This is a genomic window from Shewanella gaetbuli (assembly GCF_023284065.1).
GTDB classification, from domain to species: Bacteria; Pseudomonadota; Gammaproteobacteria; order Enterobacterales; family Shewanellaceae; genus Shewanella; species Shewanella gaetbuli.
In genome coordinates this window covers 522680-537016 of record NZ_JAKIKP010000002.1, presented here as the reverse complement: position 1 = coordinate 537016, position 14337 = coordinate 522680, and the positions used below count along the sequence as shown (strand labels likewise).

Below are 14337 nucleotides of genomic sequence, written 5' to 3'. Positions count from 1 at the left end.
TACGTTGATAGGCAAGGTGTGTAAGCGTTGTGAGGCGTTGAGCTAACTTGTACTAATGACCCGTGAGGCTTAACCATACAACCCAGATGGGTTTTACGATTAGGTAATGAAGAAATAGCTTAGTCTTAGAATAAGCGCTTAAATAGTATGGTCATAAATTGCTCCTGCATTTATGACATCAAGTACTTCCATGTACTTGATAACTCAAATCAGTTTTCCGAATTATATTTAACTGCGATAGTGGTTAGATAACAAATTTGTCTGGAGACCATAGAGCTGTGGTACCACCTGATCCCATTCCGAACTCAGAAGTGAAACACAGTATCGCCGATGGTAGTGTGGGGTCTCCCCATGTGAGAGTAGGTCATTTCCAGACGCCAAATTTCTCGAAAGAGATAGTCTCCTGATAGTGACATATCAGCGACTTAAAAAGAATTTAGACTTCGGTCTAAAGGAGCGGTAGTTCAGTTGGTTAGAATACCGGCCTGTCACGCCGGGGGTCGCGGGTTCGAGTCCCGTCCGCTCCGCCAACATTAAGATGAAAGCCCACAGCTAACGCTGTGGGCTTTTTTCGTTTGGGTCATTTCACCATTTCGTCATCCTCGAGATCTGTTATCGAGGATCTGCTGTTGCTTAATGCAGATTCCGGCCCAAAGGCGTCGCAGGAATGACGTTGGTTGAGTGCGCCGTAATGACGTGGCTTGAGTGTTGTCAGAATGATGGGGTTGAATGTAGCCGAATGATGATAAGCTGCTTTAAGAGTTAACGGTTGATATGAGCGTTGCTGTGGTCATACGGCGGGGCTTAACGGCCGTAGTTCGTCATCCTCGAGATCAGTTATCGAGGATCTGCAGTTGCTTAATGCAGATTCCGGCCCAAAGGCGTCGCCAGAATGACGTTGGTTGAGTGCGCCGTAATGACGTGGCTTGAGTGTTGTCACAATGGTGAGGCTTGAGTGTTTTCGTAATGATGTTGGCTTTGTGCTCTCAGAATGATGGGGTTGAATGTAGCCGAATCATGATAAGCTGCTTTAAGAGTTAACGGTTGATATGAGCGTTGCTGTGATCATACAGCGGGGCTTAACGGCCGTAGTTCGTCATCCTCGAGATCTGTTATCGAGGATCTGCTGTTATCTTTATCTAATTCAGTTTCTACCGCAATTTAAACCAAATAACTCTTTACACCTATTTACTAACGTTATGAACTACTTCATATAATATTGATTCGTCAAAGGTAGCACGTATAACTTAAAGGGTTTTGGTTGTAGTATTTTTGTACTGCGGTGTTTTAACTTTTTCTTAAAAGTTATACAGTTTCAGAGTCTGAATTCACTGAATTGATCAAATTTATGCAAATCCATCACACTTCTAAATGGTCTCAACATCACAACTTTCATCAACACAATCATGATGGAGAAAAGAACACTCGGTACGTTTTAATTCTTACATTAGTAACTATGGTATTAGAGATCGTCGCAGGGACGGTTTATGGTTCTATGGCATTACTTGCTGATGGCTGGCATATGGGAACCCATGCTGCTGCTTTCATGATTACACTGTATGCGTATAACTATGCTCGAAAACATGCAGATTCGCCTCAATTTACGTATGGAACAGGAAAAGTGGGCGTGCTGGGCGGTTACACCAGTGCAATTGCTTTAGGTTTAGTTGCGCTTATTATGCTTGGAGAATCATTCTCGAGATTGTTTAATCCGCATGAAATTCAATTTGAGCAGGCTATTCTAGTTGCCGTAATCGGGCTGACTGTAAATATTGCTAGCGCTTTCTTATTAAAAGATCATCATGCTCACGATCATCACGATCATCACGATCATCACGACCATCATGACCATCACGACCATCACGACCATCATGTGCAAGATCACAACTTAAAAGCTGCTTATATGCATGTTTTGGCTGATGCATTAACGTCTTTATTAGCTATTTTTGCACTGATATTGGGTAAATACTTAGGCTGGTATTGGTTAGACCCTATTATGGGGATTATAGGGGCGGTAATTATTACTAAATGGGCTTTGAGCTTGCTAAAGCATACTGGGCCAATTTTGTTAGGTGACCATCAGGCACAGCAATTACAAATAGATATATTCAATGAATTGCAAAGCCAAGGCCTTCATATTGTCGATCTTCGTATGAACAGAGTTAACTCAAGTGATTTAGTATTAGTTGCTATTGTTTTAGCGCATGAAGAATTAGATAGTTTAAATTTAAAACAACACCTCAAACAAAAGTTCACCCAAGTTAAGCATATAACATTAGAAGTGCACCAATGTGATTTGTCAGGCTGCAAATAAATTACCAAGAACTTCTATAAAATAGCTGAAGCTGTCTGAAAATGCTTCAGTTAGAGGTTTTTGTTGAAAAAGTGCTTTACCTTTTACATTGGTTTTAGCATAATGCCCCACGTCAACAGGGGTGTAGTTCCAATTGGTAGAACAGCGGTCTCCAAAACCGATGGTTGCGGGTTCGAGTCCTGCCACCCCTGCCAAATTTAGAAGGCCTAGCAGAAATGCTAGGCCTTTGTCTTTTCAAGCACTTTCTACGCTAAGCTCAACTTATTGCCTCATTAATACCAGTACTTTTTATACAATTTCACTCGGGCTATAAAAACAATCACTACAACTATTTGATTATATATTCCTTTACGACTCCCAGTCTGTTTGAATATATGACAGACTAATATCAAATTAAAATTGTAAAGATAGAAATGGTTGATTTTTATACTGAAAATGTGTCTGAGTTAAGTGTTCAGTACAATTCACAGCAGTTTGAGGATGTACACCAATCCTGGCAGAACTATTGGCCTACTGACAATAAGCTAGTACTTGATGTTGGTGCAGGTACAGGACGTGATGCTAAATGGTTTGCGCAGCAAGGTTGTGAGGTGTATGCCTTAGAGCCCAATACTGAAATGCGTAAAGCCGGTGCATTATATACACAGGCTGATAAGGTTATCTGGTTAAAAGATACCTTGCCGGAATTAACGAATATATTAGCTTTAGGATTGCGTTTTGACGTTATTCTGGTCAGTGCGGTTTGGATGCATTTAGCCCCCTCTTATCGGGAGCGCGCTTTTCGCAAATTAAGTAATTTACTTGCAGCCAATGGTAAATTAGTTATTACATTAAGACATGGTAAGTTTACCGATAGCCGTGTTAGTTATCCTGTGAGTATTACTGAATTAGAGGGCTATTCGCATTGTTACGGTTTACAGGTTATTCATACAAAGCAAGCTGATGATAACTTAAATCGTCAGCAAGTCTCTTGGGAGACTGTGGTAATGAACTTACCTGATGACGGTTCAGGTGAATTACTTAAAATTCGCCACATATTAGTCAATGATAGTAAAGTAGCCACTTACAAACTGGCGTTATTACGATCCTTAGTTCGAATAGCGGAAGGACATCCGGGCTGCATTATTGATAAAAGTGATGGTAAAGTTGCTATCCCGCTAGGTCTAGTCTCTTTATATTGGCTTAAGCAGTATCGCCGCCTGCTTTCATTTCCCTTATCTAGCGTTGCTCCTCAGAATGATTTTGACAGCACTATTCATCACACAGGTATACAGCAATCTAGTAACAGCCAGAAAGGGTTAGGATTCGTTAAAGCTAATTGGCATGCGCTTGATGAAGTCAGTGCTGATGATGTCCGTATAGGCGCTATTTTTACTGGGGATCTTGCTAAAGCAGTAACAGGCTCTTTGGCTGACTGTGCAACGACCATTCGTGATATGCCTGTGAAACATTTATGGCATAAACATCAATCCGATAAACATTTTCAAGTAATAAAAAAGCCAGTGGCAAAACAGCCAAGTGTATTTATTGATAAAGAATACTTAGCTTCATTTGGGGAGTTTATTTTAGATGAAAGCTTCTGGCAGAGTTTAAAAGTGTTTGGCGGTTGGATCGAGCCACTGATTGTTAATCAGTGGATAACTCAAATGCAAAGTTATTCTTTAAATCAGTCGCGTAAGGTTACCCTTGAGCAATATCACCATGCATTAAAATGGTTTGACCCTAAACGGGATACCCAGTTTGTGCGTGCAAGAGTCGACGAATTAATATCTTCTAAGCATGAAGTTAACTCTGTATGGAGTGGGAAATCCGTAAATAAAGGGTATCACATCGATCACTGTATTCCTTTTTCACATTGGCCTAATAATGATTTATGGAATTTATTTCCGACAACCATCAGTGAAAACCTTAATAAAAAAGATCGTGTGCCCAGTGCTTTTTTATTAAAGAAGTCGCAAGACAGAGTACTACGTTGGTGGCAGAACGCTTGGATTAACGAGCAAGATAAATCAATTTTCATGGTACAGAGTATTATGGCGCTACCGGGCTTATCTTCAAATACTTCAAGTTTTGAAGAGGTGTTTGAGGCAATGTTTTTGCAGGTTAATGGGGTGAAAGACAAGTTGTTAGTATCTGAGTGGCAGTAAATCACCTTATCCAATAAAAGATGATTAAGTCGGAATTACTTCTAGCCAATTAACTGAAATTGTAATTGGGTAAATCTAGCTTATTGGCCTGAATGTGTTGCTTATGTTGTAAAGGCATCTAGCGCGAAGTTTTGTCGACGATTTACTACACTGAATTTAATTCTCCCTCCCATATTCCAGACGTTGGAAGAAGGATATTGACTATCTTACTTCCAACGCGTCTTTTTTTGCTCTTCGTCTATACTAACTCAATAAATAAGCAACTTAATCTAAATAGTCGTTGTATAAGACATCATGACAGGGAACACTTATGAAGTGCTGGAAATATTTTTTGATTGGATTATTCATTTTAATCAGTAATGTCAGTATGGCGGCACAATTACTTCGCCAACCTACTTTAAACAACGACTTGCTTGTTTTTACCTATGCCAATGATATTTGGAAAGTCCCATTAGCGGGGGGGAATGCGGTTAGAGTAACCAGTTTTCAGGGGCAAGAAACATTTCCTAAAATATCTCCTGATGGAAAGTGGATTGCCTTCACTGGGGAATACGCTGGAAACAAAGACGTATATTTGGTGAGTACAGCAGGATCAGAGATGAAAAGGTTAACCTATCATCCATCATTAGACCAAGCTGTAGGGTGGTCTAATGATAGTCAAACTATTCTATTCCGCTCGCAAAGGAGTAGTGCTCCACGTCCTTGGGAGCGACTTTATAAAATAGATATTAATGGTGGTAATCCCATAATGCTGCCGATGAATAGAGCGTTTGATGGTTCATTTTCACCAGATTCAACACAGTTAGTATATAGACGCTCAGGGCTTTGGGATAAAGGCTGGCGCAATTATCGAGGTGGACAGAATCAAGCATTAAGAGTGATCAGCCTTACTGACAACGAAGAGTATGATCTGCCTTTTAATAATGATCTTGAAATTGCACCTGTGTGGCAAAATGATGAAATATACTTTTTATCAAATAGATCAAAAAATACCAATGTCTACAAGTACTCGCTAAATGCTAAAGATGTAACCCAAGTCACTCAGACAGATAAATTCGATGTTATGGGGTTTACTGTAAACGGCGATAACCTTGTATATGAGTATCACGGTGATCTTTATCATAAACAAGGCAGTGCAGCAGCCAAAAAGATTAATATCAATGTACAAGGCGATTTTTATTGGGCCAGAGATAAATATGTTGATGCCACTAAACAAATTTTCGGATTTGATATATCGCCTAACGCTAAAAGAGTTGCTTTTGAAGCCCGTGGAGATATTTTTACTGTCCCGGTTGAATTTGGCAGCATGCGCAATTTAACGAATAGTGCAGGCAGCCGCGAAGTGTCTCCTTCTTGGTCCCATGATGGTCAATCGATTGCTTGGTTTAGTGATGATTCAGGTGAATATAAACTGGTGGTTGCAGATCAACTAGGCAAAATAAAGCAGGAAATTACCTTAGCGGGAAAAGGTTATTATAGCCATTTAGTATGGTCTCCCGATAATAAGAGACTCATTTTTTCTGATAATTTTCAACAACTCTGGGTTGCTAACGTTACCAATAGCACTACAAAAATTGTAGATCAAAATATAGAGGTTAATCCTGAACCGGAATTTATGGCTTCTTGGTCGCCTGACAGCAAATGGGTGGCGTATGCTAAGCAAAAGAGTAACTTTAATCGCCAGTTATTTATTTACTCTATAGATAGTCAGGTAACTCAAGCTGTTACCGATGGTATTGCAGAGATTCGATCGCCCGTATGGGACAAAAATGGTCAACGTATTTACTTTTTAGCGAGCACAAATTACGGCCCTAAATCGGCTTGGTTAGATATGTCGACAATTGCATTTAACCCCACTTTTCAACTGTATTATGCTCTGTTAAATAGTCAGCATGATTCCCCAATATTGCCAAAATCTGATGAAGAAAAACCTCAAAAAAGTGAAGTAAGTAACGGTAAATCTGATAAGAAAAAACAAGCTGAAACAACAGTGAAAGTCAGTGTGGGGCTTGCTGAATTTAATCAAAGAATATTACCGTTATCATCAGAGTCGGGTCATTTTAGTCACTTAAAGGCTGGTAAGTCAGGCGAGCTATTCTTTCTATCTAATTACTCTGACAGCTCAGGTAGTCCTAAAGTCGACTTAATACGTTATAACCTAGAGGAGCGAAAAATTCAGGTTATAGCCAGTGATGTAAAAGAGTATCGCCTATCTGCTAGTGGAGAATTTGTTTTAGTAAAATCAAACGAAACCTGGAAAGTGTTTGATAGTGCCACTGGCTCGAGTGAAGAAGATAAAGTATTGAACGTTAAGCTGGCAAAACAGGTTAATTATCAACAAGAATGGCAGCAAATATTTAGAGAAGCATGGCGTTATCAGCGTGATTATTTATATGTTGATAATTTTCATGGCGCTGACTGGCAGGATGTTTATAACACTTATAGTCCACTTGTTAAGTGGGTGAAGCATCCAGCTGATTTAACATACTTATTAGACAACATTGGTGCAGAGGTTTCGGTTGGCCACTCATTTACTATGTCTGGTGAGATGCCAGAAGTCGCCAATAATCAAATTGGCTTATTAGGCGTCGATTTTGAGTTAGATATCAAAGGGGTTCGACTCGCAAAAGTTTATACTGGTGAGCGTTATTTTCATCAGGAAAACAACAGCGCACCGTTAGCTAAAATTGCCCACAAAATTAATCAAGGTGATTACTTATTAGAAGTTAATGGTCAGAAAGTAGACCCTAAAGAAAATATTTATCAATACTTTGAAGGTACATTAGGCCAACAAACTCAGATAGTGATAGGGCAATCACCCAATAAAACGCAATCTTTTAATGTGATACCGATTGCCGATGATACCGCGTTAAGAAGAAATCATTGGGTTGAGCAGAACCGAAAGTATGTAGATGAAAAGTCCAACGGAAAACTGGCCTATGTATGGGTGCCTGATACCGCTGAAGAAGGTTACCATAGTTTTAATCGTTACTTTTACTCTCAATCAGATAAACAAGGGGTGATCATTGACGAGCGTTTTAATCATGGTGGTTATATCGCTAATTATATAATTGATGTATTAAGACGTGATTTAAATGGCTTCTTTAACAACCCATTTAATCATAACTCTCCCCTAACCAGCCCTGGCTCAGGTATCTGGGGATCACAAGTTATGTTAATCAATGAAGTGTCTGGCTCGGGGGGAGATATGCTTCCTTATCTGTTTAGACACTATAAATTAGGCAAACTTATTGGTAAAAGAACCTGGGGCGGATTAGTGGGAATTTGGGGCGTACCTCCACTCATGGACGGTGGGTATATCACCGCGCCCAGATCGGGTTTTTATGATTTGAAAGCCAATTGGAAAGTTGAAAATGAAGGGGTTGAGCCAGACATTAATGTTGAACAATGGACAAAGCTAACTGCTAAAGGTCAAGACCCACAGTTAGACGAAGCTATAACAGAAGCACTGAAGGGGCTGAAAAATTATCAATCTCCCATATTGGCTCAGCCTGAACCGCCGATTAGAGTGCCTAATCCGCAATAGTGTTAAAACTGTCAGCATCCCTTATATCGACCATATTGTAAGGGAGGACTGCAGTTTGAGTCCTTCATCCTGCCAAATGTAGAAGGCCTAGCAGCAATGTTAAGCCTTTAACTATTTTCTTTAGTTATTTTCAAAACTACGATGCTGAATTTGTATAGCAACTTTAAATAACACACCTAAGATACTATGCCTAATGGTTTGCCCGTTTTCCAAGCATCTCTTGTTAAATCGGGTATGACTTTACTTTTACTTCTAGAAAGGTTTGGGACACAAGTAGTTTTAGGTGTTAGAGCAACTCTTTAACATCGCCTCTAATATCTTCTTGTTTAAATAAAGGTCAGTCCTTCTTGGTACTGACTTTTTTTGATAAAGACGACATCCGAGACATATCTATTAACCATTGTCACAGCATAGTTTCTGTGTGTCCTATAACACAAGGCAATATGTGGGCGGTCTTGTGGACTAAGTTGAAGTTCTGCCTGTATTACTGACCTTTGATATTGAGAAAATAAAAAATTCTAGACATACCAATAATTGGACAAAGGTTAACTTGATGTTAACTGTTTCTCGGTGGGAATTTGAATCTAATTAATCAGTTATCTAGTAGTTATCCTATATTCTTTAATATTTCTATTTACTTATCATGTTGTTTTTTAAAAGCTAAATTCAGGTGCCGCTTTGGGGTTTATTGCTTCAAAAAATCAAACGCTAGTTTGTACAATTTAGCTGACAGTCAATAAAACTGAAGTTAATTAACAAATTGTTAACACCGATACATTGTGATACATTTTTAATTGTTACACCGACGACCTTGTAAAAAATGCTGCCAAAGCTTGCAAAGACAGGCGAATGTAGCTGGCGGTAAAACAACAACTAAAAAGAGACAAATCATGAAATTATCTATTCTTTCAAGTGCAATGTTAGCTCTTTCGCTAGGCGTAAGTGCCTCATCACAAGCAGCAAATGATCGTTATGTTATTCAAGTAGACCCACAAAAAAAAGGCGTAGTTAAAGCGCTAGCAAAACAATTAGGTGCCCAAATTCATGTTGATGGTGACGGATTTATTGCCGCAACATTTAGTGGAAAAGACTTAGCGCAGGTAAAAGGGCTGCTAAATAACCCTCACGTTAAACTGGTTGAGTTAGACCAACCACGTCATTTAATGTCGGTTTATGCTGATGATAATGGCGACCCAATGACCCAACAAGTGACACCATATGCAGTATATCAATCACAAGCTGATCAAGTGACTTTTAATCCAAATGCAGGCATTAAAGTGTGTGTGATTGATTCTGGTTTAGACCGTAGTAATACTGATTTCGAGTGGAATAATATCACGGGTGACAATGATTCAGGTACCGGTAGTTGGGATGTTAACGGTGGCCCACACGGTACACACGTAGCAGGAACCATTGCCGCAGCGGATAACGGATTCGGTGTCGTCGGTATGGCACCAGGTGTTGATTTACACATTATTAAAGTATTTAACGATGATGGCTGGGGTTATTCATCTGATTTAGCCCATGCTGCAAATTTATGTAGTGCTGCTGGCGCGAATATTATCAGTATGAGTTTAGGGGGCGGTGGCTCTAACTCAACAGAGTCTAATGCCTTTGAAGCCTTCACTGATGCGGGTGGCTTAGTGCTTGCTGCTGCGGGTAATGATGGCAACAATGTTCGCTCTTACCCTGCAGGTTACTCGTCTGTGATGATGATTGGTGCAAATGATGCCAATAATAACATTGCTGATTTCTCTCAATTCCCTTCTTGTACTTCAGGTAAAGGCCGTCGTGCCACTACTGATGAAACCATTTGTGTTGAAGTCACTGCAGGTGGTGTAGATACTTTATCAACTTACCCAGCGGGTATGGCTACCGCATCTTCGTTAACGGCAGATGGTGGATTTATCACCTCTTCTTCTATGGAGAATGCAGGTAGCGTTACAGGTTCAACCTACTTTATGGGCACTGCTGAAGCTGTTGATAGCGCGGCTAATGGTAATATTTGTGTTATTGACCGTGGTGCAATCTCTTTCCACGATAAAGTGGCAAATTGTGAAGCTTCGGGCGGTGTGGGAGCGGTTATCATTAATAATGAGCCCGGTATGCTTTATGCCACTTTAGGTGAGGCAAACACGACATCGATTCCGGCAGTTGGAGTTGCATTGGAAGACCGAGCAATATTGCTTGCGGCGTCTACAATGGCGATTAATATTGGTACATCTGACTTTGGCTTTATGAGTGGTACATCAATGGCTACACCAGCTGTTTCAGGTGTTGCAGCCTTAGTGTGGTCTCAGCACAATGAATGTACCGGTACTGAAATTCGTGAAGCACTTAAAGCGACAGCTGAAGATGCCGGCGCTGCAGGCAAAGACGTTTACTTTGGCTATGGTATTGTTAAAGCGGCTGCAGCGCATGCGTATTTAACTGCTAATGGTTGTGAAGGCGGCGTCACCCCACCTCCTACTGGTGGCGATATTACTTTGAGCCTAAATGGCGTGAAGAGTAGAGGCGCTAAGTTCATCAATTTAAGCTTTGCAGGGTTATCAGGTAGTGATGTTGATGTGTATCGCAACGGCAATAATGTTGCGACTACAGCAAATGATGGTGCTTACACTGACTCATTAAACACTAAGTCTACTCTTAGCTACACCTATAAAGTATGTGAAGCAGGCACAACAACTTGTAGTGCTGAAGAGTCTATTACTTTCTAAGTGCATTATTAAGGTGTAAACCCAGTAATATATGCCACTGAATGTTAAAAAAAGCCAGTAGACTGGCTTTTTTTTTGCTCAAAATTTATTTAATCACGCTCACAAAAGGCGATGTTAATGCGTCCAGTTTATAAGCTGGGCTCCTCAAATTATCAAAGTTGATAACCGGTTCTAATATTTGTTTTATGATAATACAAATAACTCTATTCATGTGCTATAAACACACTTCAACTATCGAGTTAAACGAGGTGTGTGACGGTGAAAAAATCGCTTTTATTTAGTGCTTGTAGTATCGCTTTATATTCAACTGCTACGTTGGCATCAACAGCGGATAATGTTCAACAATCTTTGTCTCTTTTTGATAACGTTCAGCAACAAACGTTATTGCACAGTGATCGTCATACTGTGGTTAATGCCAGTGACATTAACCCCGTTTCAAATGAAGAGATTGTCGCGTTACGTCAACAGTTAACTACGGCTCCAGATGGTGCTGAAATTATTATTGCAGACGGTGAATATTCGCATTTAGGGGAGGTCATTATTACGGCTAATAATTTGAAAATTCAAGCAAGACAGCCTGGTAAGGTGGTTTTTTCTGGTCTAGTTCAGTTAGTTGTAAAAGGTGATGATGTTAGCCTTGATGGCTTAGTATTTACCAATGGTGGCCCAGCAGAGCGCTTTGGCGGCATAAAACTGATGGGAGATAATAACCGCCTTGTTAATTCGACTTTTAAAGACTTCAATCATGATTATCCTTATGAGCCAGATGAAGCGCGTGAAGAGTATCCGCGCTATTTATGGCTGTCAATTTGGGGTAAAAATGCCACCGTTACCCATAATCGTTTTGAAGGTAAACTCAAGCGAGGCACGTTAATAGGGGTACAAAAAGACGATACCCCTGACAACCATGTTATTGAGCATAATATTTTTTATAATATGCAGCCGAATCAATTCAATGAGTTTGCCATTGAACATGCTATTCGATACAACGCCAATAGTTGGGAAGCCATTCGCATTGGCGACTCTAAAGCTTCACAATTCCCTTCAAATACCTCTTTTAGCCATAATTTAATGGTGGGAATGGACGGTGAGCGTGAGCTGATTTCAGTTAAGTCGGGTCACAATAAAATCAACGGTAACACTATTTTTGAATCTAGCTCGATGATTTCATTACGTCACGGTAAAGCGAATGAGGTGTCTAATAATATTATTTTAGGTAATGGTAAAAACCTCACTGGCGGTATTCGGGTTTATGATGAAGACCATGTGATCAGTAATAACTTTATTCGTGGTTTAAGCGGTAAAGATGGCGGCATTAAAGGTAATGCTGATTTACGCGGGGCGATAGTGATCAACACTGGCATTATTGATGTTGAAAATAATGAGCAACTGTCTGAAAAGGTCAAAGGAAAAGAGCTTAACAAGCAGTGGACGCCTAAGAATATTACCGTCAGCCATAATAGCTTGATTGATAATCAGTGGGGTATTATTCATGGTGATCAAGTTCATCGTGTGAGCCTATTTAATAACGCAGAAGTGGAAAACATTTTTGCGGGTGACAACATTCACTTTAAAGCCAATTTTGTTTATGCGCCAAAGCCTGATGCGGTAGCGTTAAAAACCAATCAAAAATACCCATTAACTCGTTCGACCTACGAGCAAGAGTTTTATGTAGGTCAAGTTGATAATCAAGCTAAGGTCAGTGGTTTTAATACCGAAATACCTAAACAAGATAATGTAGGTGCAGATTTAACTAAGTTATCTTTGGTTACGGCTGACGAAGCGGGTCCTAGTTACGTATTTAAATAACTGACAAGGTAAATCTAACGGCAGAAAACCACTTTGTTATGCTGACATTGCTAGCACGATGAAGTGGTTTTTATCACGCGTCATTCCGGTAAGGTTTATAGCTCACGTCAATCCGGTAAGGTTTTTTTACGCGTCATTCCGGTAATGCTTTTGAGCCGGAATCTACATTCAACAACTAAAAAAGCAGATCCTCGATAACAGATCTCGAGGATGACGCATTGTTGTTATATCACTGGTTATTCCGGCAAGGTTTATAGCTCACGTCATTCCGGAACGGTACATCTTACGTCATTCCGGCAATGCTTTTGAGCCGGAATCTGCATTCAACAACGAAACAGCAGATCCTCGATAACCGATCTCGAGGATGACGAATTGTTGTTATATCACGCGTCATTCCGACAAGGTTTATAGCTCACGTCATTCCGGAACGGTACATCTTTCGTCATTCCGGTAAGGTTCTTGAGCCGGAATCTGCATTCAACAACGAAACAGCAGATCCTCGATAACAGATCTCGAGGATGACGCATTGTTGTTTTATTACTGGTCATTCCGACAAGGTTTATAGCTCACGTCATTCCGGAACGGTACATCTTTCGTCATTCCGGTAATGGTTTTGAGCCGGAATCTGCATTCAACAACGAAACAGCAGATCCTCGATAACAGATCTCGAGGATGACGAATTGTTGTTTTATCACGCGTCATTCCGACAAGGTTTATACCTCACGTCATTCCGGTAATGCTTTTGGGCCGGAATCTGCATTCAGTAGCCAAAAAAGCAGATCCTCGATAACAGATCTCGAGGATGACGCACTGTTGTTTTATCTCACGTCATTCCGGCAATGTTTTTGGGCCGTAATCTGTATTCAACAACGAACTGTTGTTTACTTAGTTACCATGCTAAGCGCATAAAAAAAGCTAATCAAATGATTAGCTTTTTGGGTTTAATATTGTGTACTTAGAAGCGGTACTTGTAACCAAATTCAATGGCATTGTCACGCTTGCCATACCAGTCGTAATCGCTGTTTAAATGGCTATTTTTTAATAGTTCAGCCTTGTATTTAAACTTACCGTAGAATGCGTGTGCACGGGCATCAGCTAGGCGGTATTCAGCGCTTAACTCATGCTCCCATACATTTTCTTTGTTGTTGTCAAAGACGTTGTCGTCAAGTTTGTCTTTGTAAATGGCATCCCATACGAAGGTAAAGTTATTCCAACGGTAGGTTAACCAAAGGTCATAACGCATTTCTTTACCCACTGCGTCATCGTAAGTACCGCTACCCACACTAACTCTTTCTAGGTCGCCAGAATAACGAGCACGGACTTTCATGCTGAAGTCTTTCGTTAAGCGGTAGCCATAAAATGCACCAAAACGAATTTTCTTAGCGTTTTCTTTTACTTGGTAGTCAAGTAATGGGCCAACTTCATGCTCGTTACGATCACCCCATCTATGTCTGTAACCGGTTTTTAAAGTGAACTCATATTGCTCTGGTGCAAAGCCGACTTCAGTTTCTTGTTTACTGCGGTCAAACTGCCAAACTTGTTCAAAACCAAAAGCAAAACCGTTGTCCATTCTATGGCTTAGTTCAAATTTAGGACGATCAGTTCGGCCATCTAATAATTTATGTTCCCACTTAAAGGTCATCGTGGTGCTTGCTTCTGCTGAGGTGCTAACTAACGCACTGCCACCAACAACACTTAATACGCTTAAAGCTAATATTGATTTTTTCATGTTTAAAGTTCTTCTTTTAAGGTAGTCAATACCCGGCATGTGCTAAGCACATGCCTTTTAAATACTGAATTAAT

At 40.2% G+C, this 14337-nt stretch carries 6 protein-coding genes, 2 tRNA genes and 1 rRNA gene; 8 read left to right on the top strand and 1 reads right to left on the bottom strand.

The genetic code is table 11. From position 1 onward, the window contains the following. Positions 1 to 260: 260 nt before the first annotated feature. The 8 genes from rrf (at position 261) to L2672_RS05005 (ending at position 12534) form a co-directional block, all read left to right on the top strand. Positions 261 to 376, top strand: a 5S ribosomal RNA gene (gene rrf, locus L2672_RS05040). Positions 377 to 453: 77 nt separating this feature from the next. Next, a tRNA-Asp gene (locus tag L2672_RS05035) sits at positions 454 to 530 on the top strand. A gap of 818 nt (positions 531 to 1348) precedes the next feature. Beyond that, complete coding sequence (gene dmeF, locus L2672_RS05030) at positions 1349 to 2314, top strand: CDF family Co(II)/Ni(II) efflux transporter DmeF (protein ID WP_248994726.1); 966 nt, start codon at positions 1349 to 1351, stop codon at positions 2312 to 2314. 117 nt (positions 2315 to 2431) lie between these two features. After that, positions 2432 to 2508, top strand: a tRNA-Trp gene (locus L2672_RS05025). A 219-nt stretch (positions 2509 to 2727) separates the two neighbouring features. After that, the gene (locus tag L2672_RS05020; RefSeq protein ID WP_248994725.1) at positions 2728 to 4461 is read left to right on the top strand and encodes a class I SAM-dependent methyltransferase; all 1734 of its coding nucleotides are present in this window, start codon (positions 2728 to 2730) and stop codon (positions 4459 to 4461) included. Between the two features lie 310 nt (positions 4462 to 4771). Continuing rightward, positions 4772 to 8008: a S41 family peptidase gene (locus L2672_RS05015; protein WP_248994724.1), complete on the top strand. Its 3237-nt coding sequence runs from the start codon at positions 4772 to 4774 to the stop codon at positions 8006 to 8008. 890 nt (positions 8009 to 8898) lie between these two features. Beyond that, entirely contained in the window at positions 8899 to 10725 is a 1827-nt protein-coding gene (locus tag L2672_RS05010; RefSeq protein WP_248994723.1) for a S8 family serine peptidase, read from the top strand. Positions 10726 to 10983: 258 nt separating this feature from the next. Next, the gene (locus tag L2672_RS05005) at positions 10984 to 12534 is read left to right on the top strand and encodes a polysaccharide lyase 6 family protein (RefSeq protein WP_248994722.1); all 1551 of its coding nucleotides are present in this window, start codon (positions 10984 to 10986) and stop codon (positions 12532 to 12534) included. 955 nt (positions 12535 to 13489) lie between these two features. On the opposite strand, the gene L2672_RS05000 is transcribed toward L2672_RS05005, so the two are convergent. After that, a complete protein-coding gene (locus L2672_RS05000) occupies positions 13490 to 14263 on the bottom strand; it encodes an oligogalacturonate-specific porin KdgM family protein (protein ID WP_248994721.1) in 774 nt (257 codons plus the stop codon). Positions 14264 to 14337: the final 74 nt, after the last annotated feature.

Coding starts and splice junctions, on each gene's coding strand:
- dmeF (WP_248994726.1), top strand. CDS start 1,349: ATGCAAATCCATCACACTTCTAAATGGTCTCAACATCACAACTTTCAT.
- L2672_RS05020 (WP_248994725.1), top strand. CDS start 2,728: ATGGTTGATTTTTATACTGAAAATGTGTCTGAGTTAAGTGTTCAGTAC.
- L2672_RS05015 (WP_248994724.1), top strand. CDS start 4,772: ATGAAGTGCTGGAAATATTTTTTGATTGGATTATTCATTTTAATCAGT.
- L2672_RS05010 (WP_248994723.1), top strand. CDS start 8,899: ATGAAATTATCTATTCTTTCAAGTGCAATGTTAGCTCTTTCGCTAGGC.
- L2672_RS05000 (WP_248994721.1), bottom strand. CDS start 14,263: ATGAAAAAATCAATATTAGCTTTAAGCGTATTAAGTGTTGTTGGTGGC.